Origin of the sequence: Peijinzhouia sedimentorum (genome assembly GCF_049340005.1) — a bacterium.
GTDB lineage: Bacteria > Bacteroidota > Bacteroidia > Cytophagales > Cyclobacteriaceae > CAXBDP01.
This window is the reverse complement of sequence record NZ_JBMPIY010000001.1, coordinates 95,001-120,098: the sequence shown is the minus strand read 5'-3', so window position 1 is coordinate 120,098 and position 25,098 is coordinate 95,001. Positions and strand designations below refer to the sequence as shown.

General features: G+C 36.9%; 25 protein-coding genes. 11 read left to right on the top strand and 14 right to left on the bottom strand.

The window, feature by feature from the left end:
* Positions 1 to 2 precede the first annotated feature (2 nt).
* From ACOXY8_RS00590 to ACOXY8_RS00560, 7 genes are all read right to left on the bottom strand, one after another.
* On the bottom strand, positions 3 to 908 hold the full coding sequence (locus ACOXY8_RS00590) for a glycosyltransferase family 2 protein (protein WP_458329610.1): 906 nt from the start codon (positions 906 to 908) through the stop codon (positions 3 to 5).
* A gap of 32 nt (positions 909 to 940) precedes the next feature.
* A complete protein-coding gene (locus tag ACOXY8_RS00585; RefSeq protein ID WP_458329609.1) occupies positions 941 to 3,418 on the bottom strand; it encodes an OmpA family protein in 2,478 nt (825 codons plus the stop codon).
* Between the two features lie 177 nt (positions 3,419 to 3,595).
* Positions 3,596 to 4,567, bottom strand: a complete 972-nt coding sequence (locus ACOXY8_RS00580) for a deoxyhypusine synthase family protein (protein ID WP_458329608.1) — start codon at positions 4,565 to 4,567, stop codon at positions 3,596 to 3,598.
* Between the two features lie 91 nt (positions 4,568 to 4,658).
* On the bottom strand, positions 4,659 to 5,261 hold the full coding sequence (locus ACOXY8_RS00575; RefSeq protein ID WP_458329607.1) for an OmpH family outer membrane protein: 603 nt from the start codon (positions 5,259 to 5,261) through the stop codon (positions 4,659 to 4,661).
* A gap of 54 nt (positions 5,262 to 5,315) precedes the next feature.
* Complete coding sequence (locus ACOXY8_RS00570; protein WP_458329606.1) at positions 5,316 to 5,546, bottom strand: hypothetical protein; 231 nt, start codon at positions 5,544 to 5,546, stop codon at positions 5,316 to 5,318.
* A 40-nt stretch (positions 5,547 to 5,586) separates the two neighbouring features.
* The gene (locus ACOXY8_RS00565) at positions 5,587 to 6,489 is read right to left on the bottom strand and encodes a histone deacetylase family protein (RefSeq protein ID WP_458329605.1); all 903 of its coding nucleotides are present in this window, start codon (positions 6,487 to 6,489) and stop codon (positions 5,587 to 5,589) included.
* A 37-nt stretch (positions 6,490 to 6,526) separates the two neighbouring features.
* The gene (locus tag ACOXY8_RS00560) at positions 6,527 to 7,087 is read right to left on the bottom strand and encodes a hypothetical protein (protein ID WP_458329604.1); all 561 of its coding nucleotides are present in this window, start codon (positions 7,085 to 7,087) and stop codon (positions 6,527 to 6,529) included.
* Positions 7,088 to 7,218: 131 nt separating this feature from the next.
* Between ACOXY8_RS00560 and ACOXY8_RS00555 the strand changes: the two genes are divergently transcribed.
* The 3 genes from ACOXY8_RS00555 to ACOXY8_RS00545 are packed head-to-tail and all read left to right on the top strand — an operon-like array spanning position 7,219 to position 9,124.
* On the top strand, positions 7,219 to 7,860 hold the full coding sequence (locus ACOXY8_RS00555; RefSeq protein WP_458329603.1) for an AlbA family DNA-binding domain-containing protein: 642 nt from the start codon (positions 7,219 to 7,221) through the stop codon (positions 7,858 to 7,860).
* A 3-nt stretch (positions 7,861 to 7,863) separates the two neighbouring features.
* Positions 7,864 to 8,850, top strand: coding sequence for a potassium channel beta subunit family protein (locus ACOXY8_RS00550; protein WP_458329602.1), 987 nt, complete (start codon positions 7,864 to 7,866; stop codon positions 8,848 to 8,850).
* A gap of 46 nt (positions 8,851 to 8,896) precedes the next feature.
* Entirely contained in the window at positions 8,897 to 9,124 is a 228-nt protein-coding gene (locus tag ACOXY8_RS00545) for a superinfection immunity protein (RefSeq protein ID WP_458329601.1), read from the top strand.
* Positions 9,125 to 9,131: 7 nt separating this feature from the next.
* Here ACOXY8_RS00545 and ACOXY8_RS00540 read toward each other — a convergent pair whose 3' ends face one another.
* From ACOXY8_RS00540 to ACOXY8_RS00530, 3 genes are all read right to left on the bottom strand, one after another.
* The gene (locus ACOXY8_RS00540) at positions 9,132 to 9,653 is read right to left on the bottom strand and encodes a tetratricopeptide repeat protein (protein WP_458329600.1); all 522 of its coding nucleotides are present in this window, start codon (positions 9,651 to 9,653) and stop codon (positions 9,132 to 9,134) included.
* Between the two features lie 83 nt (positions 9,654 to 9,736).
* Positions 9,737 to 10,531, bottom strand: a complete 795-nt coding sequence (locus ACOXY8_RS00535) for a membrane or secreted protein (RefSeq protein WP_458329599.1) — start codon at positions 10,529 to 10,531, stop codon at positions 9,737 to 9,739.
* Between the two features lie 102 nt (positions 10,532 to 10,633).
* Entirely contained in the window at positions 10,634 to 11,875 is a 1,242-nt protein-coding gene (locus ACOXY8_RS00530) for an ABC transporter permease (protein WP_458329598.1), read from the bottom strand.
* Between the two features lie 115 nt (positions 11,876 to 11,990).
* Here ACOXY8_RS00530 and ACOXY8_RS00525 point away from each other — a divergent pair, with 115 nt between their 5' ends.
* The gene (locus ACOXY8_RS00525) at positions 11,991 to 13,253 is read left to right on the top strand and encodes an asparagine synthetase B (protein ID WP_458330090.1); all 1,263 of its coding nucleotides are present in this window, start codon (positions 11,991 to 11,993) and stop codon (positions 13,251 to 13,253) included.
* Positions 13,254 to 13,286: 33 nt separating this feature from the next.
* On the opposite strand, the gene miaE is transcribed toward ACOXY8_RS00525, so the two are convergent.
* From miaE to lpxK, 3 genes are read right to left on the bottom strand one after another with little or no spacing between them, the layout of a single operon-like run.
* Positions 13,287 to 13,874, bottom strand: coding sequence for a tRNA isopentenyl-2-thiomethyl-A-37 hydroxylase MiaE (miaE, locus tag ACOXY8_RS00520; RefSeq protein ID WP_458329597.1), 588 nt, complete (start codon positions 13,872 to 13,874; stop codon positions 13,287 to 13,289).
* Between the two features lie 2 nt (positions 13,875 to 13,876).
* On the bottom strand, positions 13,877 to 15,769 hold the full coding sequence (locus ACOXY8_RS00515) for a putative porin (RefSeq protein WP_458329596.1): 1,893 nt from the start codon (positions 15,767 to 15,769) through the stop codon (positions 13,877 to 13,879).
* On the bottom strand, positions 15,756 to 16,796 hold the full coding sequence (gene lpxK / locus ACOXY8_RS00510; protein WP_458329595.1) for a tetraacyldisaccharide 4'-kinase: 1,041 nt from the start codon (positions 16,794 to 16,796) through the stop codon (positions 15,756 to 15,758). Before lpxK ends, ACOXY8_RS00515 begins: the two co-directional genes overlap by 14 nt.
* 62 nt (positions 16,797 to 16,858) lie before the next feature.
* Between lpxK and ACOXY8_RS00505 the strand changes: the two genes are divergently transcribed.
* From ACOXY8_RS00505 to ACOXY8_RS00495, 3 genes are all read left to right on the top strand, one after another.
* A complete protein-coding gene (locus tag ACOXY8_RS00505; protein ID WP_458329594.1) occupies positions 16,859 to 17,956 on the top strand; it encodes a Nif3-like dinuclear metal center hexameric protein in 1,098 nt (365 codons plus the stop codon).
* 4 nt (positions 17,957 to 17,960) lie between these two features.
* Entirely contained in the window at positions 17,961 to 18,719 is a 759-nt protein-coding gene (locus tag ACOXY8_RS00500) for a zinc ribbon domain-containing protein (RefSeq protein WP_458329593.1), read from the top strand.
* A 140-nt stretch (positions 18,720 to 18,859) separates the two neighbouring features.
* Positions 18,860 to 20,281 carry a tetratricopeptide repeat protein gene (locus ACOXY8_RS00495; protein WP_458329592.1) on the top strand — a complete coding sequence of 474 codons (1,422 nt, stop codon included), beginning with the start codon at positions 18,860 to 18,862 and terminating at the stop codon, positions 20,279 to 20,281.
* Here the strand turns inward: ACOXY8_RS00495 and ACOXY8_RS00490 are convergent.
* Positions 20,264 to 20,881 carry a histidine phosphatase family protein gene (locus tag ACOXY8_RS00490; RefSeq protein ID WP_458329591.1) on the bottom strand — a complete coding sequence of 206 codons (618 nt, stop codon included), beginning with the start codon at positions 20,879 to 20,881 and terminating at the stop codon, positions 20,264 to 20,266. The genes ACOXY8_RS00495 and ACOXY8_RS00490 overlap by 18 nt on opposite strands.
* A 31-nt stretch (positions 20,882 to 20,912) precedes the next feature.
* On the opposite strand from ACOXY8_RS00490, the gene ACOXY8_RS00485 reads away from it, so the two are divergent.
* From ACOXY8_RS00485 to menB, 4 genes are read left to right on the top strand one after another with little or no spacing between them, the layout of a single operon-like run.
* Positions 20,913 to 21,380 (top strand): hotdog fold thioesterase, encoded by a 468-nt coding sequence (locus ACOXY8_RS00485; RefSeq protein WP_458329590.1) that lies wholly within the window; start codon positions 20,913 to 20,915, stop codon positions 21,378 to 21,380.
* Entirely contained in the window at positions 21,380 to 22,576 is a 1,197-nt protein-coding gene (locus tag ACOXY8_RS00480) for a chorismate-binding protein (protein WP_458329589.1), read from the top strand. The genes ACOXY8_RS00485 and ACOXY8_RS00480 overlap by 1 nt, the downstream gene beginning before the upstream one ends.
* A complete protein-coding gene (menD, locus tag ACOXY8_RS00475) occupies positions 22,576 to 24,282 on the top strand; it encodes a 2-succinyl-5-enolpyruvyl-6-hydroxy-3-cyclohexene-1-carboxylic-acid synthase (RefSeq protein WP_458329588.1) in 1,707 nt (568 codons plus the stop codon). The genes ACOXY8_RS00480 and menD overlap by 1 nt, the downstream gene beginning before the upstream one ends.
* Positions 24,272 to 25,096 (top strand): 1,4-dihydroxy-2-naphthoyl-CoA synthase, encoded by an 825-nt coding sequence (gene menB, locus ACOXY8_RS00470; RefSeq protein ID WP_458329587.1) that lies wholly within the window; start codon positions 24,272 to 24,274, stop codon positions 25,094 to 25,096. The genes menD and menB overlap by 11 nt, the downstream gene beginning before the upstream one ends.
* The last annotated feature ends 2 nt before the right edge of the window (positions 25,097 to 25,098 follow it).

Below are 25,098 nucleotides of genomic sequence, written 5' to 3'. Positions count from 1 at the left end.
GCTTAGGCTTTCCTAATACCTAACAAGCCTAATAAAACCCAATAACGGAATCTAAGTAACATTATGGCTTTTGGAGATTGCATTTGAATTAAAAAACCAAGACCAAGTACAACACTTCCGGCCCATTTTATAATCTCAGATCCAATCTTGCCTAGTATGGCATCATAACTCCCACCTACTCTAACCCGCTCCGACTGACCCACTGCAATCGCTTGCCTTTTGATATAGGCTACTTCTCCTCTATCTGCTGGCATTATGTGAAGAAGAGAAACATTGGGAATGTACCATATTTCCTCATCAATTCCTTTAATCCTTTGGAAAATATCCTTTTCATCTGCTCCCATAAGACTGCTTCCTTTTCTTCCCAGATCGGTATTGAATAAGCCAATTTTATCGAAAATCTTAGCTTTAAAAGCCATATTAGCACCAAAAGGATATTTCCTGCCTTTGAATTGCTTTGGCACATTACCAAGATCTACACAAGCATAAAGTGGCTCTAAATACGAGCTCAACCAAATAGGCCTTCCAGCTTCAAAATGAGGAATTATCTTCCCGCCCGCAGCTTGTAAATTGGGATGATGATCAAAAAAATCGGCGAGATTCTTTAAGAAATTTGCTTTTAGAATAATGTCGTCATCAATAAATGAAATGATTTTGCCACTAGCTTCTTTGATACCTCTATTCCTTGCAAAGGAATGGCCTTGGTTATACTCTGTAAATATTTTTAAAGGGAAATTCGGATGCGCTTTTTGGAAATTGTGACATATCTCCAATGTGTTATCTGGACTATTATTCTCGACAAAAATTACCTCAAAGTCCTCATATTCCTGCGCAATAATACTTTCTAAAGCAGGCTCGATAAAGCGAGCACGATTGTAGGAGCAGATAATTAGCGAGATTTTGGGCATATCATAAATTGGCCTACAATATTACAAAACAATCATTCGCCCACCTTTACAATGGCTACTTCTACTCTACGGTTAAGTTTGCGGGTTTCCGGGCTTTGGTTACTCGCAATTGGATTAGCACTTCCCAATCCTCTTGCTTCTATTCTAGAAGCATCAACACCTTTAGCTACCAAATATTCTTTAACTGCTGTAGCCCGTTCCGTACTTAGCTCCATATTTTCACGAGCAAGACCTTGATTATCTGTATATCCAGTCAATTGAATTTCAAGACCTTCAGTATTCAAAAGCATATCTGCAAGTCGATCTAGCTCGTCAATTACTGTAGAATCAGTGAAGCTAATTGTCGATTGCTCAAACTCCAAAGTCGAAAGAATGAACTCCGCTCCTATTTCAATTTTCTCCAAACTTATATCAATATGATTTCCATTTTGCCATTCAGTGTCTTCCACATTTCGAGGAAAATAACCGGATGAAATTACTTTCAGTTTTCTAGGGGTTCGTGAATCAGATAGCACAAATGAAGCAATTCCCTTTTCAATATCTATAGTGGGCACTTCATTCCAGTTTCCAGTTAAGCTAACTTTGAAAGTAGAAATACTACCTCCAATTTCATCCGCAATACTGATAGTAAAAGGCTGTTTTGGTAAATCAATACTGACTAAATCTACATCCTTAATTTCTTGAAAATTGGGTTGAAAAATCTTTGCAATAAAACCTTTCTTTTGAAGAATTGAACTGCCAGAAATTCCTTTTGAAAGATAAAAATCCTGCTCATTGAGTAGTGCATTCTCAATAGTTATATTTTGACTTGTATATCCTGGCGCTTCCAAATTGAGGCGGGAGGATGTTAGATTCTCTCCTGCTAAAATGATGACACCATCAGCTTCAGTTCTTCCGCTTTCTCCTGTTTGGTTATTCTCTACCAATTGCCATGAAACTTCAATTTCCTCCTTACTTTCCGCATCTTTTACAGTCCATTTGAGTTTAGGAATGCTTCTTATTTTCATTATTGGAGCAGAACTAGAAATACCAGTTTCATCAATTGGGATTGTTGCTAAGCTTGTAATATTAGAAACTCGACTTAAACTCCCTTCTTGGGTGAGATAGAATTCAGGGAAAGTTTCATTAGAGTTTAATTCTATTGCAAGCGGTTTCATTCCTTCAGCTAAAACCCAAGCTTTGCGAAGCTCATTATCAGCAATCAATAATTCAAAATTCCCTTCAGCATCTGTGGTAATTTTTTCCTCATTATCAAACTGGATTATTGCTTTTAGTGGCTCTTTTTCACTGATATTTAATACTTTACCTGCAATTCTGACCGTAGATTCCTTTATTGTTACAGCAGCTAAATTTCGATTGACCATACTTGGGACAGTGGTGGCTCGGTCCGCTTTTATGGCTTTGGTATTAGACAATGATTGTCCAGTAAATACCTCCCGCTTTTCTTCGACTTTCACCTGCTCGGTTTTGGCAACTTCTCCAGTTTTTACCTCAACTTTTATTTCTTTAGTTTCGATTTCAGCTTTCACCAATTCCACAGTTTCTTCCTTCTTCTCAGTTTGTATTGGGCGTACAATTTTTGATTCATTAGTATTATTAGCTACCAATTGAAAAGGAGAATCAGTAATCGTCATTTTAAAGATATCGCCCATACCACGACTATTTTGTGTGGAACTTACAAAGGCCAGTGGGTATCTATCACTTTCGTAAAATGAAAGCTCAATACCTTGTGAATTCACTCCTGGCCCAAGATTTACTGGTTCGGACCAATTAAGCCAAGTTTCATCTAATCGTTTGCTGGCAAATATATCACGTCCTCCAAAGCCACCATGACCGTTGCTAGCAAAATATAAAGTAAGACCATCATCCGATAAATGTGGAGTCATTTCTTGAAAACTAGTATTTATGCCCTCACCTATATTTACAGGTTGGCTGTAGACACTATCATTTTCGCGGAAACTTACATACAGATCCTCATAACCTACTGAACCAAAGGATTCCATTGATAAGATTAAAACTTCTCCATTATCAGAAATGCTTGCGCTTAAGTGACCAGAGCGATTGTAGTAAGATTTTATCGTTAGGGAAATAGGCTTCGACCATTCTCCTTCTTGCAAGCTGCTTACCGCAATAGTTGATTTGTTGGCTTCATTCTGATTTAAAAGAAGTGCCTTTTGGCCTTTATCAAAAAACTTATACAGGATATTATAGCCTTTATTATTCCAAAGCTCTCCAGCATTCTCAGGTTTTGACCATTCGTCATTTCCTTTCAATTCACTTATCCAAATATCTCCTGGATCTAACTCGCCACCAATATTTTTGGGCTGAAAACGAATGGTAAAAAAGAGTAATTGCCCATCTGGACTAATAACTGGATGTAGCTCATCGTACTGACTATTTACTTTCTCAGAAATAGGTTCTTGTTGGATATACTTGTTTCCTTGAGCAAATGCTTGTGATATAACAATTAGGCAAAAACATAAAGATAAGAACATCGCAACTGATGGCATGTTTTTATAACGCCCAAGGATATTAAATATGATTTGAAACAAAATCTGAATTTAATGTTCTATTCAAGCCAAATAGTAAATAAATGGCCCTTAATTAATTAAGGACTCTAAAGATACAAATAGTTAGAATGAAAAAATCCTGCCCAAAAGCAGGATTTCAATTTTCAATGGATAATTCTATAAATCTAATATAATTGCAAATACTAAAGGAGCTACAATAGTAGCATCAGATTCGATAATATACTTCGGAGTATCAATACCCAATTTACCCCAAGTAATTTTCTCGTTCGGAACTGCTCCAGAATAAGAACCATAACTTGTAGTGGAATCGCTTATTTGACAGAAATAACCCCATAAAGGCACACTATCTCTTTGCAAATCCTGATGCAACATCGGCACAACACAAATAGGGAAATCACCGGCAATACCACCGCCAATTTGGAAGAAGCCAACACTTGAATCTTCAGTTGTCTTAGTGTACCAGTCTGCCAAATACATCATATACTGAATACCACCTTTCATGGTGTGTACATCTTTGATATCACCAGCAATCACGTGGCCGGCATACATGTTTCCAAGTGTAGAATCTTCCCAACCTGGAACGATAATAGGTAAGTTTTTCTTTGCTGCTTCTAACAACCAAGAATTTTTCGGATCTATCTGATAGTATTCTTCCAAATCGCCACTCAAAAGAACTTTGTAGAAGAACTCATGTGGAAAATACGATTCACCTGCTTGGTCTGCTTTTTCCCATTGCTTGAGTACTGCACCTTCTAATCTGCGCATTGCTTCCATTTCGGGAATGCATGTATCTGTAACTCTATTCATGTGCCTATTAAGCAGATCTTGCTCTTGCTCTGGGGTAAGGTCACGATAGTTTGGAATGCGCTCGTAGAAATCATGTGCCACCAAGTTGAAAATATCTTCTTCGAGATTGGCTCCTGTACAAGTGATTATATGAACTTTATCTTGGCGAATCATCTCCGCTAAAGATAAACCTAGCTCAGCAGTGGACATTGCACCTGCTAAGGTTATCATCATTTTATCACCACCCGTAATGTGTTTTTTGTATCCTTCTGCTGCATCAATTAATGCTGCCGCATTGAAATGTCTGTAATGATGTTTTAAAAATTCAGTAATGTTACCCATGATCAAATATTGCTAAAATCGTATGAATTAAAAAGTAAAAGCCCGACCAAAAAAGTCAGGCTTTAAAATAACGGATTTTGTCTACAAAAACTTAATTTTTATTTGTAGTATATCTTTCATTCAAGCCTTTGATTGCCTCATTTGTAATATCTAGACCTTCATTTGCATATAATACACCACTTCCTTTTGTATATGTAAGGATTATATTCAAGTTTTTAGACTTACCATAAGTAGCTAAATAATCAGCAATGGTATCGTAAAGAGCGTTAGTTAATTTGGCTTCTTCATTCATCAATTCTTGACTCAAGTTTTGCTCATACACTTGTAGCGTTTGCTGCTTTTGAACTAACTCTTCTTCTTTTGCTCTAGCTTGTGCCATAGTCATTCCTTGAGCTGTACGCTGGAAAGTCTCAATTTCCTGTTGTAAGCCTTGAGCTCTATTGCTGTATTCTGCTTGAGCACTATTTCTTTTTTCTTCAAGAATTCCAGTTATCTCTGTAAAGTAATCGTACTTAGCCAACAAAGTATCAGAATTGATATAGGCAATATTTAAGTCTGAAGCTAAAGCCATGTCACCTGACTCTTCCATTGAAGCAATGGTTGTTTCTGATGAGTTTCCAGAGAATTTATCTACATAAAGGTAAATTACTGCTATTAGCAAGACGATGTTGAGGATTAAAGAAAGGTTTTTCACGTTTTGTTTCGGTTTAAATTTGGGCAAATATACTGAAAGTAAGTTTTCGAGCAATTAGCTTTTCATTTTTACCCTAGTAATTACTGCTCCTCCAATTAGAGAAATCCCCGCATTGATTAATGTTAAACCCAAAGTGCCCATTATAAACCAGTCAATAAATGGAGCTTGTTCATATTTTAAAATCAAGCCTTCTCCCATTATGGACAGACCTGCTCCGTTTAAAATAAGACCTCCAATAGACAAGGAAAGCCATTTCCGCTTGAGCTTGCTTTGGTTAGTTTTCATAAATTTTGATTGAGTTGATTCATGGTTAAAATCCACTTGCTTAAAAGTAAATTTCTTGTGTCAATCTAAATGTATTTGCATGGGCTTCTACGATATGTTGGATTTTCTCAGAATATCCTCCTCCCATGCTAATTACTAATGGCAATTTCAGGCTTTTGCACATTTCAATTACCATGCGATCTCTTCCCTTACAACCCTCTAAGCTCACACCCAATCTGCCTAATTTATCAGTAGCCAAAATGTCTACTCCAGATACAAAAAATACGAAATCTGGATTTACTGCTTCAACTATTTTATCAAGATGAAAATTTAGCTTTTTAAGATATTCTGTATCACCCGTTCCATCGGCTAACTCTACGTCCAAATCAGATTTTTCTTTGTGCATTGGATAATTTTTGGCTCCATGCATACTGAAAGTAAAAACCCTAGATTCATTTTCAAATATTTTGGCAGTGCCATTTCCCTGATGAACATCCAAGTCTACTACCAAGATCTGCTTTGCTAAGTAATGATCTAAAAGATATTGGGCTGAAACGGCAACATCATTGAGTAAACAAAAGCCCTCACCTCTATCACGGTATGCATGATGTGTACCTCCCGCCACATTTATACCCACACCGTACTTTAGTGCATAAATAGAAGCTTGGAGCGTTCCGTCCAATATAGTAATTTCTCTTTCTACTAATCCTTTACTTAAAGGAAATCCAGTTTTTCGCTCTTCTTTTCTACTTAGATTCAAATCAATCAACTTTTGCCAATATGCTATATCATGTACTTGAAGAATTATTTCTTCGGACATAGGCTTTGGTTCAAATAGATTTTGAGATTGGATGGTGCCTTCATACAAAAGCTGCTCAGGAAGCAGCTCGTATTTGATCATCGGAAATCGGTGTCCTACTGGTAACGAATGAGCATAAATTGGTGCCCAAGCTATTTTAAGCATAAATTACTAACAGTAAAGTTGACGATATGTTAAGAAATTATTCTTCTTCGTCATCTTCATTTATAAAAGAATACATAGTAGTGTCAAGCGATAATGTATCCTCATTAAAGTCTTTAATAAATTTATTAATTACTCTTTCCGTGACTTTTTCAATATTTAACCCAATATCCAAGGCCACACCAAAATCCACATTATCATCGATTTCTACATGTTCTTGTACTTTTACAGCTTCTTCTTCTTCCAAGTCAGCCATTACTTCAGCCATGTATAAACCCATTTCTTCGTCTTCTGCTGTCAGTGGGATCAAATTTCCATTTTCATCTTCCTGATATTTTATAGGCTTGAAGTTTTTAAATTTCTTCGCAGCTTTGTGTTCAGCAATCTCATATATCTCACTGCTATGCTGTAGTCTTAAAGTATAAATCACGGCATCGTATATAACCTCCCGCCCTTCATAAATGCCAAGGAATTGAAAGTTCATATACTCATCAGAATTATCTTGAGCATTTACTAATAAAAAAGACTTGCCAGAATCTTTCAGCTTGTTGCGGAATTCTTCTATTTTTTCAGGATCAAAACCTTTGTTGGTATTGGACATAACAATAGATTGAAAAAGTAATTAAATTGATTATGATGACGTAAAAAAACTGAATCTTTCAGTGCCTTTTGCTATTGAATAAATCGTTTCGACAATCCAAATTATAAAAGAATTTAAATTTCCCACTATTGATGTTAGAATATTTAGTAAAACAGAATGAAAGTGAGGTTTTAGACTTCAAACAATCGATCAATAATTTACATAAAATTGCTAAATCGATTGGTGCATTTGCAAATACTAAGGGCGGAAAATTAGTGATTGGCATAAGTGATAATAAGCGAATAATTGGGATAGATCCAGAAGAAGAGAAGTATATGCTGGAAAAAGCGGGAGGTGAATTATGCGATCCTCCAGTCGGATTTTCATTTCAAGTATTGGAGCAAGAAGCTGAAAATGAATATGATGAACCAAAATACATATTGATAGCAGAAATCTCAGAAGCTATTGTAAAACCCGTAAAAACACTAGATGCAAACGACGAATGGAAAGTATATACTAGAATAGCAGATAAAAGTCTTCCAGCTTCCAAGAAATTAATAAAAATGATGGAAAAGGGTCTTATAGATTCTACTAATAAAACAGATAGAGCTTTAGATAAAAATGAAAAAAAATTGATGGATTTTTTGCAGGAAAATGAACGGATTACGCTCAAAAGGTTTTGTAAATTGATAAATGTATCGAAGCGAAGAGCAACAAAGATTATCGTTAACTTGTTGCATGAAGGAATGCTTCGTGAGCATAATCATGAAAAGGAAATATATTATACAAAATGAAATATGGAATATAGAAGACTAGGAAAATCAGGACTTCAAGTAAGTGCTCTTTCATTTGGTTCTTGGCTAACATTCGGCAAACAAATTGGAGATAATACTGCCGAGAATTTGATGGCAATGGCCTATGACAATGGTGTCAATTTCTTCGACAACGCAGAAATCTACGCTCGTGGGCAATCAGAGATTGTAATGGGTGAAATTCTCAAAAAAATGGACTGGCGTAGAGATTCCTATGTGGTAAGCTCCAAAGCCTTTTTTGGTCTTGGTGGAGAACTCACCCCCACTCAAAAAGGCCTAAACAGAAAACATCTCATTGAAGCATGCCACGCTGCACTCGAAAGACTGCAAGTAGATTACTTAGATTTATTCTTCTGCCATAGACCTGATAAGGAAACGCCTATTGAGGAAACCGTCTGGACTATGCACAACTTGATCCAGCAAGGCAAAGTGCTTTATTGGGGTACATCTGAGTGGAGTGCACAAGAAATTATGGAAGCTCATATGATTGCCCAGCGTTACAACTTGATCGGCCCAGTAATGGAGCAGCCACAATACAATATGCTTGTAAGAGATAAGGTTGAGGTAGAATTTAGCCAGATTTATAAAACTGTAGGTTTAGGTACAACTATTTGGTCACCATTGGCTTCTGGAATCCTTACTGGCAAATACAATGATGGATTTCTGGATGATACTCGATTGGGAATTGAAGGTATGGAATGGCTAAAGGACAGAACACTGAGAGAAGAAAATTTGCAAAAAATTAGAAGAATGACTGCTTTTGCAAAAGAAATTGGAATCTCAATGGCAAACCTTGCAATAGCTTGGTGCCTTAAAAATCCGAATGTTAGTACAGTAATCCTAGGCGCATCAAAACTAAGTCAGCTTGAAGAAAATCTTAAAAGTCTTGATGTCTTACCAAAATTGACTGATGAAGTTATAACTAAGATCGAGGAGATTCTGGATAATACTCCTGCCAAACCATTGTTTTAAAAATAAATAGCCAGGCTTAAAAAAGTCTGGCTAAAATTCTCTTCAAATGACCACAAAATCACTTTTGCTCAACCTCTTATTTGTCCTGCTTTACTTCTTACCTACTTTACTCGCCTTCTCCAAAAAGAATTTGAGGGAGGTTTTACTTTTAAACCTCTTTTTTGGTTGGACCATTATTGGCTGGATTTGGTCGCTAGTCTGGGCAATTCGAGGTAAATCGCCATTACCACACCAGCTAAAAAAAGCCCTAAGAGAAGAAGCAATGGAAGATTGATGGCTAATTATGGATTACATTCCTTGCAATTAGCCTCAACCACTTGCTCGGCAATTTTGAAACCTAAGTTCATGGCTTTTCGCCAATCCTTACAGGCTTCTGCATCACGATCCATTTCATAATATAAAGTACCTCTATTCAGATAGGCCTCCGCATAATCTGGATCAATTTCAAGCGCCTTTCCATAATCTACAAGCGCTCCTGTATAATCTTCCAAATTATTTTTAGAATAAGCTCTTTCCAAATATGCCTCTTTGTATTTTGGATTGATTGCTAATGCTTTAGTGAAATCCTCAATTGCAGGCTCTTCTGAGCCAATACTTGACAGACAAATTCCTCTGATAAAGAGTGCTTCAGCATTTTTAGAATTGCTCTTAATGATGGCTGTAAAATCCTGAATGGCAGCATGGTACTCTCCTTCTATATACTTATCATAAGCAACATTCATCTTTTCTTCTTCAGATTGCTGAGCCATAGCAGAGCCACTAAAAATGAGTGTGAATATTAATGCAAACTTGATATTTTTCATATACGATTTCCTTTCTATGCTATTTGAATAAAACGAAAAAAGCCCGGCAAAAACCGGGCTAAAGCCTTAAAGATATAAATAAATTATCTTTCGTATCTCGCCCAAACTTCTGCCATAGGTTCTCCTGAACTATTATTGCCAGAATGATACCAATCGCCATCTTGAATTCTATAATTAAATGGCAAAACTGCTCCAACTCTATCATTGTTTCTTGAGAATACTGTAATATGCTCTGTGTATGTACTATCTTCAATTGTGTAAGTGCCAGCACCCGTTCCCAAAAACTGCTTTGTGCCTGTATTGATTGCAGCCCACTGAAATCTTGTTCCCGATAATATTTTTATTGTAACTCTATCACCTACTGGTCTTCTTTCCTCCAAGACACCATCGGCATTTGGTCTACCTAGCATTCTCCAGTTTCCTGTTAAGTCGGTTACAGAGTCATCAATTTTTGAATAAACATAGGTATTACCATCGTGCATTGTAGTGAAAGTATTGCCGTCTAAAGAATAGTCATATGCTATAGTTGTACCCACCATTGTACTATCTTCTGTATCAAAGGCTACTTCCACATTGAGTTTACCATTATCAAAATTATAGAATCCACCACCTGCTGCTATAAATTCACCTGTTTCAGCCGCTCCTACAGAAAATGCAGTAAAGCTTGGAGAAACGATCGCCACAACTTCATTTTCCTCAGCTACACCATTTGTGGATTGTAATTTCCAAGCACCTTGAATATTCGGCGCATCCGCTACTTCTTCGGTTGTTTCTTCTACTTCGGTAGTACTTTCAGTACTTGTTTCACCACAACTAAATAACAAGGCACTGGCAAAAAACAAGCTCAGAATTTTGGAGTAATTTAATAGACGTTTCATAGGTTGATTATTTTGGGTTATTTACTAAACCTAATGTAATTGAATTAATTACTATATCAAATCAACCTTACATGAATGGAACTAATGGATTATTAAACTTTATTATTCGTAACGAAGGGATTCTATCGGATCCAATTTAGAAGCTTTATTTGCTGGAATAAATCCGGAAATAAGACCTACAACCACACACACAACCAAACCTACCATCATCCAAAGCCAAGGCATTACAAAGGTGCCAGGTGATATTACATTCGAGACACCATTTCCAATTCCAATTCCCAGCAAAATACCCAAGAATCCTCCCGCTAAACAGATCACGATAGCTTCGATTAAGAACTGCTCTCGAATTTTTAGAGGTGTGGCACCCATAGCCTTCCTGATTCCGATTTCTCTAGTACGCTCAGTTACGGTCACCATCATTATATTCATCAAACCTATAGAAGCACCTAATAAAGTAATGAACCCAATCCCAAAGCCACCGATTCTTAAATAACCTGAAATTTCATCCAAACTTTCTGAAAGTGATTCACTTTTCACAACTTCAAAAGATTCGAAATCTAGCACTTCATCACGACGAATTTTTCTCATCAATGCAGTAGCCTCTCCCATTGCAAAAGGAGTAACTTCAGGCGAGCTTACCATATTTTTAATCGCATAGGTGAAAGTGCCATTTCTATCTAATTTCGAAGCGTTTTCAAATGATATCAATATATTTCGATCAGCGCCCCCGCCTCCACCTAAACCACCTTGCTTGTCTAATACACCAATTACATTATATTTTCTTCCGTAGAAGCTTACTTGCTTATTTATAGGATCAGCATTATTTGGGAATAATGTATTCCTAATTTCACTTCCAATTATTGCCACTGGAGCACCACTTGCTATTTCATCAGGTGTAAAATTCCTTCCTAGCGCTAATTCTAAACCATTAATAGAAATATAGTTCTCATCCGTGCCCATAATTCTACTATTTGGGTTCGTTTTCAATGATTGATGAGTTACTTCAACAGCACCGCCCACGTTGGTCGTAATGGTCATTGCGTCTGCAAATTGGAATTCCTGAGTAAATGCCTTTACATCTCTTATCTTTAATGGAGGCACCCGTTTTTCTTGAATTCCACCTACATTTCTTCCACGCTCTACTCGCTTAGATACTACATCGAATGTATTTACACCAAAGGTCGAAAAGCTATCTTCTACAGATGCACGAATACCATCGATCGCTGTCAACATTCCTACTAGCGATGTGATACCAATAGCTACAATCAATGCAGTAAGTGTTGTTCTCAACATACTGCCCTTCATAGATCGAAGGCCTTCTCTTACATTTTCTGAAAAATCCATACCATTTTTATAATAACTTCGTAAACCTACACAATGCCGTTACCAACACGATGGATATTTACGTAAATTGAGGGTTGAAACGCCTAAAAGGTTTTAAATACAGTTGATAAGAATGATGAGAAAGATAATAATTATAGTCTGCACCTTTTTCTTAATGGTTTTTGCTGCAAATGCCAATGAAATCCTTATTCCAATGGACGATACGCAAAGCAACCATTTAAAGGCATATGGTATTGCATTTTGGGTTTTAGAGAGAGAAACATCTGTAGAATGGCTACTCAATTATAGAGGTGGAAGTTTCATGATGCCCTATACATCAAAGTTTGAAGATGAATGTATTATTCGCAATGTTTCGTACCAAGTCATAAGTAGCGCACAAGCCAATCAGATAAGAAATGAAATTCGAAGTCCTTCATCCAATGCAGATGTAATGCAATTGGATAAAGCGCCAAAAGTTGCAGTTTACTCTCCTAAAAGTAAACAACCTTGGGATGATGCAGTAACCTTGGTAATGAGCTATGCAGAAATTCCCTACGACATAATTTTCGATACTGAAGTACTAGAAGGTGAATTAGCAAATTACGATTGGCTTCACTTACACCATGAAGATTTTACTGGGCAATATGGTAAGTTTTACAGAAGCTTTAAAGATTTCCCTTGGTACCAAGAAATGGTTAGAGAATATGAAGAAGTAGCTAGTAATTTTGGCTACAAAAAGGTCTCTGAAATGAAATTGGGTGTTGTTAAAACTGTGCAAGAATTTGTGGCGGGAGGAGGCTTTCTTTTTGCCATGTGTTCAGCAACTGAGACCTTTGATGTGGCTCTTGCAGCTCAAAATGTGGATTTTATTGAACGCATGTACGATGGTGATGGAGCAGATCCAAGAGCAAACGATAAACTGGATTTTTCTAAAACGTTTGCTTTTGAGAATTTTAGATTGAAAATGGATCCGGTCGAATACGCATATTCCAACATTGACAATAAGCAAATAGAACGTGGACTATCTGAAAGAAATGACTTCTTCTCATTATTTCAATTCTCAGCCAAATGGGATCCAATACCTACCATGCTTACACAAAACCATCAAAGAATTATCAAAGGATTTATGGGACAAAGTACCGCCTATAAGAAAAATCTCGTGAAATCAGATGTAGTAATACTTGGTGAAACGAAGGATATCGATGAAGCCAGATATTTGCACGGTGAATTTGGCAAAGGATTTTGGACTTTCTATGGCGGCCATGATCCAGAAGATTATCAGCACTTTGTTGGAGAAGAACCTACAGACATGAATTTATTCCCAAACTCACCTGGATACAGATTAATACTAAACAATCTTTTATTTCCAGCGGCAAAGAAGAAAAAATTAAAGACTTAATTTGTAGTAATTGCTAATTAATTGGACTTACAATTAGTGCATTCGATCCCCTCTTAATTCGAGATTTTTTATAATCTCTGCTTCTGCTTGCAGTATTTCTTTCCACCTTTCCCAAACTACATCCTCGGGTTGGTATTCTTTTGCCAGCTCAATGAAGTTTCGATAATGACTAGCTTCGGAAACCATCAATTCATAATAAAATTTGGATAACTCTTCGTCTTGGATATGTTTCCATAAAAGCTTAAACCTCTCACAACTTCGAGCTTCGATTAGCGCATTGAAGAGCAGTTTTTCACAAAGCTGTTGATCACGGTTTCCTCCTTTTCGCTCAAGCTTTAGAAGTTGATTTACGTATTCATCTTTGCGCTGCTTACCAAACTCAAATCCACGCCTTTTCAAATGCTCCATCACCCTTTCAAAATGACTCCATTCCTCTGCAACAACCGGAGTAAGTGCTTCAATCATTTTAGTTTTTTCAGGATACAAACAAATGAGTGAAATGCACGAGGATGCTGCTTTTTGCTCACAATAAGCATGATCTATCAGAATCTCTCTGATGTCCATTTCAACAATATTTACCCACCTCGGATCAGTGGGTAACTCTAAACCTAAGGTTTCCATAATTAATCAAAAAACATCCAGCTAAGTCCTAAGTCGAATATTCGAGGCATTCCAGTGTAGTACGGAGTAACAAAATATCCATCCTCGGCCATCAAACCTTGATTAAGGTGTGTAAGCTTCATGAAAATACGTGTCCTGTTAATTTTAAAATTAATGAAAAAGTCAGCCCACACATAGGAAGGAATTTCAAATTCATTTTGCAGGTGGTATTGCTGAGTAATAGGATCATATCCATTGGCAAACCATGCAGACTTATAATGAAGATCAATACCGGTCTGTATCGTTAATTTTCCATTAAATAGGTTATTCAAATAATAAAGCTGTCCATTAGCAAAATAAGTAGGCAAACGATATTTATCAGCTGATTCACCCGCCACTTTTGAATAAATAACTTCAGCATTGAAATTCATGTTTTCCCAAAAATTGATACTAAAATCTATTCCAGGCGAAAGCATACTGATGTTGCCAGTTGCTTGTTCTGGTACTTTCATTTGATTGAAATAGATATAGTTAGAAATGCTAGTGAAGGAAACCTTAGGTTTAATCATCATTGTTTCATTAGTCCAGCGATATCCAAGGTTCAATTGATTCGAAAATTGGTTTGAAAATGAGTTTTCCCAAGCATAATGGTTCCCTAGATATTGCCTTTGTAGCATATTTGGAGCACTCAAGGTTTGTTTAGCTTCAGCTTCGAAATTGAATAAAGATAACTTTCCTTCCAATCGATAATTACCTTCAATCGTGTATTCACCTCCCGCCTCTATTCGAAATAAGGAATCGAATTCCCACCTTAAATCTGTGCCCACATAATGTTCAATAAAACGGGATTCATCAAGGTATTTTGGTTGAAAAACGAGATTTCTATTTTTGTAATAAAATGAATAAAATAGATTCTTAGACTTCCCTTTTACACCACCAGTTAATTCAGTCTGACTCATTTTACTTCTGTCCGCAGTTAAACTTGTACTGATGATATATTCAGGGTAGTAATTGAATTCATTTGAACCACTTGTACCATCGAGAAATTTCACAACCTGATTTTGGCGATCAAACTCTGTGAAAATTCCAAATAATGGTTTCAGCATATATTCCTGATATAAATGATAGTTTTGTCTGACTTCTTGACTACCTCCATTACTAAGATAAACTCGTGAATCTCGGTATAAAAAATATTCAGATTCTTCATTTACTTCGGGTGGTATAATTCCTCCAGACTCAGAAACTCCATGCGACATACGTGAGAAAAAGGCTACAGCTTGATATCGCTCTGAAGAATCACGATAATGGGTGTAAATATCGTAGCTGTTAGACTCAACATTCCTATCTCCTCTTCCAGCTGCTGCCAACTGTTTATCCATTCGGATGGTATTGAAATTAAAACCTACATTCCAATATTCAGAAACATTTCGGCTGAAGTCAATATCGAGCAAACTACGACCAGCTCCGGCAAACACAGGAGCTAAATTGGTATATGGCGATTTGGTATCGAAGTACTTAATTTTAGATTTATCTTTGAAGTATAAATCATAAGCATTATAACCAGATGAAATTCCAACTGTGGTGGGCATTTCAAAAAATATTGGCCACATAGCCGTGCCATGATTTCCTAAATCCTGATATTTATTTCCAAGTTGATGAACCTTCTGAAATCGATGGAAGGCATGCATAGAAGTATCCACAGGCTGATAATGAATATCGCTCAATCTGATAGCTTTGCCAGTGGTGTAGGTGGTTGTTTTTGGCCCATATACGCTTTGTGCCGAATCGTTAAGAATCTGCCCAAAGGAATTTTGAGCTAGGCCCAAAACCAAAATAAAAAATAGAACTAGAAAGTGTTTTAAATTCACGGTCAAAAATACGGAAAAGGAATCCTTTAGTAACTCAGTTTTTTTCAATCATTCTTATTAAAATTTGCTTAAAGCTTTCTTCTTCTGCCAAAAACTGATGCCTAACTGGCAACACGAAGACAGGCAATTCTTTTGCCAATTCTGATAAATCTTTTTCCACCCATTTGGAAGCATCCTTTTCAGTAATTACAATGCTTGCATTTTTCTTTTGCGCAATTTCCGAAATTCTCTTTATATCAATCTCTTTGTATTCATAATGATCACGAAAATTGAAATACTCAGCCACATGATATTTTTCTTTGAGGTAAGCATTAAAAGCCGAAGCATTTGCCAAGCCACTTACAGGAATTACCGAATTCGACATTTCAGATTGACTAATATCAAACAATGGATATGGCAAACCATAAGAAAGAGTGGTAAAGAATACTGAGGTACCTTTTTTTGTGAACTTGTTTATCTCATTGATAATTGATATTCTCTTTTCTACAGAAAGATCTTTCGGACATTTGGTTACAACAACAACATCTGCTCTAATCGCTCCTTCTTTTGGCTCTCTCAAACGGCCAGAAGGCATTAAGTAATCCTCGTAAAATGGATAGCTAAAATCCGTAAGTAATATGTACGCATCAGCTTTTACTTTTCTATGCTGAAATGCATCGTCAAGGATAATAAGATTTGTATCTGGCTCGTGATATAGAATTTCGGGAATGGCTAAAGCACGCTCCTCTCCTACAGCAACGCTAACCCTCCCGCCAAACTTTCTGTAAAACTGAAATGGTTCGTCTCCTAATTGCTTAGCACTAGACGCTTTGTTCGCTAAGTGAAATCCTCTTGTTTTTCTGCCATACCCACGACTTAGTATGGCCAAATTGTAATTACTTTGAAGCCAAGTAGCAAGCCATTCTACCATCGGACTTTTTCCAGTGCCACCTACGCTCAAATTACCCACAGCTATTATTGGCAAGTCAAATTCATGCGATTTTGTATAATCAATATCATAAAGGTGATTGCGCAAACGGACACCCAGACCATAAAGCCAAGAAAATGGTGAAAGTATAAGTTGAGATAAATGCATAAGCCTAAAACAAGCCTATATTTGTAAATATTGAATGTGCGAAAGTGCCTAAAAATATGTCTATGACCAAACTAAAAGATATAATTACCAGTCTCGAAACTTGGGCAAACCCATCCTTGCAGGAAAGTTACGATAATAGTGGGCTAATTACAGGAAATCGCCAACAAAGTATAAATAGGGTCTTAATCTCCCTAGACTGTACAGAAGCGATTGTAGATGAAGCAATTGAGAAAAATTGCGAATTGATAATTGCACATCACCCAATAGTATTCAAAGGTTTGAAAAAACTAACCGGAGCCAATTATGTAGAGAAAACAATTATCAAGGCTATAAAAAATGATATTGCAATTTATGCCATCCATACCAATTTGGATAATATAAATGCAGGTGTAAACAAGAAAATCTGTGATAGAATTGGCTTAAACAAGCAGCAAATTCTAGACAAGAAAAAGGGGAAACTTGAGAAATTGACCACTTTTATTCCCATTGAAAATACAGATGCTGTATTAGCAAGTATATTTAAAGCGGGAGGTGGAGCAATTGGGAATTATAGTGGCTGTAGTTTTAGAGTTGCAGGCACGGGTACTTTTACGCCAAATAATGATGCTAACCCAACAATTGGCGATCAAAACACACCTCAGGAAGTTACTGAAAACAGGGTGGAAATTATGTACCCTTCCTATTTGCAGTCTTCAATAGTCAATACACTGAAACAAGCCCATCCATACGAAGAAGTTGCCTATTATATCCAGTTATTAGAAAATAAGCATCAAGAAATTGGTAGCGGAATGATTGGTGTACTAGACCAGCCAATGGCTGAACAGGAATTTTTGAGCCATTTAAAAAAGGCAATGAATTTAGAACTGATAAAATTCACACCTTTGGCAAAGACAATAAAGAAAGTTGCAGTATGTGGTGGCGCAGGAAGTTTCCTTATCCATAAAGCAAAGTCCGCAGGAGCCGATGCCTTTGTAACCAGTGATTTCAAATATCACGAATTTTTTGATGCAGAAAATCAAATATTGATAGCAGATATTGGCCACTACGAAAGCGAAATTTTCACGAAAGACTTAATTTATGAGTATTTGACTCAGAAATTTAGTAATATTGCAGCCTATTTGTCTGAAGTGAGTACCAATCCAATTAAATATTTCAAATAAGTTCATGGAAAGTACCGTTGCCCAAAAATTAGAATCACTCCTTAAGTTACAGGAAATAGATTCAAAACTAGATGCCCTTATCAAAATAAGAGGTGCCCTGCCTGAAGAAGTAAGTGATTTAGAAGATGAAATTATCGGATTCGATACTAGAATCGGAAAGTATAATCAGGATATAAAAGACCTTAATGCTGAAATCGATGGTTTCAAGCAAGGAATTAAAGAGTCCGAAAAACTGATAAAGAAATATCAGGAACAGCAAATGAATGTTCGCAACAACCGCGAATACGATGCTATCACAAAAGAAACCGAACTTCAAAGCCTTGAAATCGAAATTTTCCAAAAGAAAATTAAAGAGCATGGTCATAAGATCGAATTGAAAAAAGATGAGTTAGCCAAAACGAAAGAATCGGCTAGCGAAAGACAGAAAGATTTAGATGCTAAAAAAGGTGAATTAAGCCAAATTACATCCGAGTCTCACGATGAAGAAAAGAAACTATTAAACGACCGTGAAAAAGCTGCGAAAATAATTGAAGATAGACTTCTGAAGTCTTACAATAAAATTCGTGAAAACGCTGTAAATGGACTAGCAGTAGTTGAAGTGAAGAGAGATGCTTGTGGTGGCTGTTTCAACGTAGTTCCTCCACAACGCCAAGCTGATATCAGAGAAAAGAAAAAAATCATCGTTTGCGAACATTGCGGAAGAATTTTCGCTGATGTTGAAGACATAATTGAAGAAGAACCAAAAAGAAAAACAAGAAGATAATTCAAATATTTTTTAAAATTGAAAAATATTTTTATATTTCACCACAATTAAGTCTTCCTGTGATTTGGTGGTTAAAAAAGGTCTTACTACCATGGGTGAGCTGCAAGGCTCACCCAATTTTTTTTATCTGGCTTCTAGTAATGCCAGCAATCGGTTTGCAGGCTCAAACCGAAGAGGAAATTTTTGATCCTCAAGCCAAGCTCGCTTATCAAGAATTATTCAGACTAAAGCTTCCTCACGCTTCTTCGCTAATCGAGCAAAATACACCCATTAACGAACCTGTCTGGGCATATCTCAAGCATCTAAATCTTACACTCAATGTACTGATTACAGAAAATGAAGAGCTTACAGACTTACTATATGACGAACATAAAGACTTACTAAAAATTGTCACAAATCTACCCTCAGATAATCCTTGGCGTGGATTTTTTGAAAACGAAATGAAAATACAATTGGCCTTTGTGAAATTAAAACGAGGCGAATCATTTTCTGGTGGCAATCAGCTCCGCTCAGCTTATGGCGGGTTAAAGAAAAACCAAGCTTCATTCCCTCAATTTTGGCCTCATTACAAAAGCTTTGGTATTTTACAAATTCTATTAAGTACTGTCCCAGATCAATTCCAATGGATATTGAAATTGCTTGGAATGGACGCATCTGCAGAAGAAGGACTTAGAAACCTTAAAGAAAAGGCCACCAATTCTGAGTTATTTAGGGATGAATCTGAAACCATGTATTCCTTGATTCAAATATTCCTTTTAGAAGAATATGAAGTTGGAGAAGCGGCATTAAAGAAGAAATATGAGCAAGATAAGGAAAGTGTTTTACTCGCATATTTGCTTTCGACTTCCTACCTCAGAAATAATGAAAGCGCTAAAGCCGAAAAAGTACTCAACGAAGTAAAACCTACATTCAAATTCACTTTTTTAGAATATCAAAGAGCAAATATTCAACTCCAAAAAGGAAATTATAGCCAAGCCGAATCACTCTTTTTGAAATTTTTAAAAGAGCGAGAAGGAGATAACTATTTAAAAGACAGCTGGTATAAATTGTACTTAACAGCTTTATTGAGTGATAACAAAGCAAAAGTAACTCAATATTTAGCTAGTGCCAAAAGCGAAGGAACTGTAAATGTGGAACCCGACAAAAATGCTGAAAGAGAATTGGAGGATCCTAATGTCAACAAAATTCTAATGAAATCACGGTTGGCTACTGATGGTGGATTTTATGACATTGCTTTACAAACCTTAGCTAATAGCCAAGCATCTGATTTTCCGTCAAAAAAGGATAAGATTGAAAAGCAATACAGACTGGCTAGGATTTATGATTTGACAGGCGAAGATGAAAAAGCCTTGAGCCTATACAAAGATGTAATTTCAAAGACCAATGGTGAAACATGGTATTTCGCACCGAATTCAGCATTAATGGCTGGAAATATCTTGAAAGTCAAAAAGCAATTTCATGCAGCAAAAGTGATGTACGAAAAAGCTCTTAGCTACAAATCGCATGTTTACAAAAACAGTATAGATACCAAAGCAAAGGCAGGACTAGCCTCTATCCATTAAGTGCTCGATATCATTGTAGCGAGCAAGTCTAAACATACTACCTGTCCAAACAAGCTCATACAAACATAAATTACTATGTAAAAAATTGTCCATGCAATGAAGTGGAATATTCAGCAGCACACATAATAATACGCGCATTGCTCTACCATGCATGCATATCAGAATAGTCTCTGCTGGGTCATTCATTATACAATCCATGGCTCGTTTCATCCGCACACTTACATCCACTGGACTTTCGCCTCCATCTATGGCATAGTCCACCCTCCCGCTTTTCCAAGAATCAAGCATTTGATGGTAATATGCATTTTCCTCAGTAGTAAATGCTTGGCCTTCCTTTCTACCCCAATGGATTTCATTCAAATCTGATAGTTTTTCAAATGGTACTCCTAATTCAATAAATTTTTCTACTGACTCATAAGTCCGCTTCAAACCCGAAACATAAATCTTCTGGAAAGGTTCTGATTTAAACTTTTCAAAAAACAATGCTGCTTGTCTCCTACCTTCATCATTCAAACTGGCATCAATACCGCTACCTTGCACGATACCCATTCGGTTGTATTCAGTTTGTCCATGCCTCAGGATAAATATTTTTTTGCTCATCAAATTAGGCCTATTTTTGAAAAATTAATTTTTGTGCAATAAAGCACCAATAAATAATAAAACCATCCCTTGTCACATCATGTTTAAGGATAATATTAAGCTTGAAGAGCTCGCCAAGTTTGGCCAAAATTCCATGCAAGATCATTTAGGTATTGAGTTTTTGGAGCTAGGTTCAGACTATATCAAAGCCAGAATGCCAGTAGACAATCGCACCAAGCAACCATTTGGCATATTGCATGGTGGAGCTTCTGTAGCGTTAGCAGAAACACTTGGAAGCATTGCTTCAGCTGCTACGCTGGATTTGAGCAAAAAAGCTTGTGTGGGTCTTGAAATCAATGCAAATCACATCAGATCTGTCAGCAATGGTTTTGTCTATGGCATTGCTCGACCGTTTCACATTGGCGGCTCTACTCAAGTATGGGAAATTAAGATTACGGACGAAAAAGATCGACTTGTGTGTGTGAGCCGTATCACCATGATGGTAATTGACAGAAAATAGTGGAAAAAACGATTAGCTATACAAAAGAGGCCATTACCCTTGAAAAATGGAGGGATTGGGTAAGTGGTAAATTAGAAGAAGGAGCAGCTTTGGCTATTTGGAAATTGCCTCACTCCGATGAAATCAATGTAATAGTAGATAGTAATGTAGAAAAAGGAAGCGGGAGGATAAATAACTTTGAATCTCGAAAAGGCTTTCTTTTCGCACCTTTTAATGCTGATAGTGATTGGTATTATTTACAGTCGCTGACTGTACTTCGACTAAAATTCAATAATAGTGACTTAGAAATAATTGAAGGTGAACCTGCTGATTGGCCGAAAAGTACATCACTTTCAGAAAAGAAAAAACACGTAAAAGCAAAAACGAACTACCATACTGGCCATAATGCCAAGCCCTTAGATACAGACGCAGATCACTTCAAGAATATTGTGGAAAATACCATTCAAAGAATCAAAGATGGTCAATTCGAAAAGGTAGTACCAGCTCGTAAATGGTCTAGAAAAATTGGCGAAAATTTCGATTTACTAGATATTTATCAAAAGGCTGCGAATAAATATCCACGAGCAATGGTAAGCTTGGTGAGCATTCCTAAAGTTGGAACTTGGCTGGGTGCATCACCCGAAACGCTTATCCAAATGGATCAAAATTCCATATTCAAAACTGTGGCGTTGGCGGGAACTCAAGCTTTTCAAAATCAAGATTTACGTGATGTAAATTGGACGCAAAAAGAGATTGAAGAACAGGCATTTGTAAGTAGATATATCATCAATTGCTTTAAGAAAATTAGGCTCAGAGAATTTGATGAAATCGGTCCAAAATCCAGTATTTCAGGAAATCTAATTCACCTCAAAACAGAATTTAGAGTGGATACTGTAAGGACTAATTTTCCCGATCTACCTCAAATAATGTTAGAATTACTTCATCCGACTTCAGCTATTTGTGGAATGCCAAAAGAACCAGCATTGGCTTTCCTAAAAGAGTATGAAGGTTTTGATCGAGAATTCTTTAGTGGCTTTCTTGGTCCCATTGGAATCAATAATGAAATGCATGTTTTCGTAAATCTAAGATGCATGCAGGTGAATGAAAACTCCGTAACCTTTTATGCTGGAGCTGGCGTTACACAAGATTCTGTTCCAGAAAAAGAATGGATTGAAACCAAAATAAAAATGGAAACCCTCAATAGTCTATTGACCTAATGAGGAAGCATTTGGATCATATTCCGTACATCTCAGCAATCTGTCTAGGACACAATGTCCATAATGCGGTTCTCTCTCCAGGCTCTCGTTGCGCTCCGCTCACTATGTCATTTGTGAGGCAAGAAGGTATGCAAGCTTACAGCATCCCAGACGAACGCTCAGCCAGTTTTATCGCATTAGGAATGGCTCAACAAAGCCAAAAGGCATCTGTCCTAATTTGCACAAGTGGAACGGCGGGACTAAACTATTCTCCCGCAGTAGCAGAAGCCTATTATCAAGAAGTACCATTACTTATTCTCACAGCAGATAGACCTGCTGAATGGATTGATCAATGGGATGGGCAAACAATTAGGCAAGTAGGAATGTACGGCCAACATGTGAAAGCAAGCTTCAACCTACCGGAGGATTGTTCTACATTAGAAAATTTGGGTACTGCGAAATCAATCATTCATAAAGCATTAGAAATTGCTCATCGATTACCAATGGGACCTGTGCATATAAATGTACCAATTGCTGAGCCCTTTTATCCTGCAAAAGGTGAAACTTGGGAAAGCATTCAAGCAATACCAGAAGTAAAATCAAAAATTGAAAGTAATGATGTCCTCCCTGTAGACCTCATCAAAAGAATCAATTCAAGTGACAGAATATTAATCCTTTCCGGACAGCATAAACCCTCAGAAAAACTAAATTCACTATTCCATCAATTAGTGAAATTTCCACAAGTAAGTATAGTAAGTGATATTATCAGCAATTTTCAAGATGTAGAAAATGCGATTTTAAGCCAAGATGTTTTTCTTGCTCGGATAAGTGATTCTGATAAAGAACTTTTGAAGCCCGATTTGATGATAAGTTTTGGCAAAAGCGTAATTTCAAAAAATCTCAAAATATACATTCGTAACAATAAGCCTAATGAACATTGGTATGTGGGCATAAGAGAAAATACCCCTGATCCATTTGATTGTTTAAGTCAAAGTATCAATTACAATGAAGTACATTTCTTTGAATATTTACTTGAAATATTAGAGCCTAAAAACTCTAACTATCAATCAGATTGGAAAAATATAGACTTAAAAGCACGTAAAGGTTTAGCTCATTTCGCGAAAAATTTACCGTTTACAGAATGGGCTGCATTATGGAAATGTCTACCATTCCTCCCGCCTCATTCTACCTTGCATTTGGCTAATAGTATGGCAGTTCGCTATATCAATTTCTTTTCTTTTTTATTAGCTGGCAAATCCATTGAAGTAGTTGCCAATAGAGGCACAAGTGGAATTGATGGTTCCAATTCTTCAGCGGTTGGTTTTGCTTTAAAAGACAATAAGATCAATACGCTGATTACTGGTGATATGGCCTTTTTGTACGATAAAAACGCCTTTTGGCATAATTACTCCATTCCGAATCTGAGAATTATCGTTATCAATAATGCGGGTGGCGGGATATTTCGATTGATTGATGGCCCTTCTTCTCTACCAGAGTTAGACGATTGGTTTGAAACCAAGCAAAAACATACTGCAGAATCAACGGCAAAGGAGTTTGGGATGATTTATCATAACTGTACTAACTTTGATGAGTTAACCAATTGTTTGGAGCATTTCTATGAGCCAAGCAATCAAGCAAAGCTATTGGAAGTACAAACTGATAGATTTGCGAACCAAGAAGTTTTCAATTCTTTTAAAACCTACATGAATAAATTATATGGAAAGTAAATTTTCGTGGACTCCGATAAAGGAGTATGAAGACATCAAATTTGAGTTTTTTGAAGGAATAGCCAAAATCACCATCAATAGACCTGAGGTGTATAATGCATTCCGTCCTGAAACAAACATCGAAATGATGGACGCAATGGATATTTGCCGTGAGCGCCAAGATGTTCGAGTAGTCGTATTTACTGGTGCTGGCGATAAGGCATTTTGCTCAGGCGGCGACCAAAATGTAAAGGGCAAAGGCGGATATATTGGGGAAGATGGTGTGCCAAGACTCAACGTTTTGGATCTACAAAAGAAAATCCGCTCACTACCTAAGCCGGTAATTGCTATGGTAAATGGCTATGCAATTGGTGGCGGCCATGTATTACACGTAGTTTGTGATATGACCATCGCATCAGATAACGCACGCTTTGGCCAAACAGGGCCAAAAGTAGGTAGTTTCGATGCAGGTTTTGGTTCTTCCTATCTAGCTCGTCACGTTGGCCAAAAGAAAGCTCGTGAAATATGGTTTCTATGCAAGCAATATACCGCTGCCGAAGCCGAAGCTATGGGAATGGTAAATACAGTAGTACCGTTAGAAAAGCTTGAAGAAACTACAGTAGAATGGTGTAGAATGATTATGATGCGCAGTCCATTGGCAATTAGAATGATCAAACGTGGATTGAATGCTGAGCTTGACGGCCAAGTAGGCTTGCAAGAAATGGCTGGAGATGCTACCTTGATGTATTACCTGATGGAAGAAGCGCAAGAAGGAAAAACTGCTTTCCTAGAAAAACGCGATCCAGACTTTGGTAAATATCCTCTTTTCCCATAAGC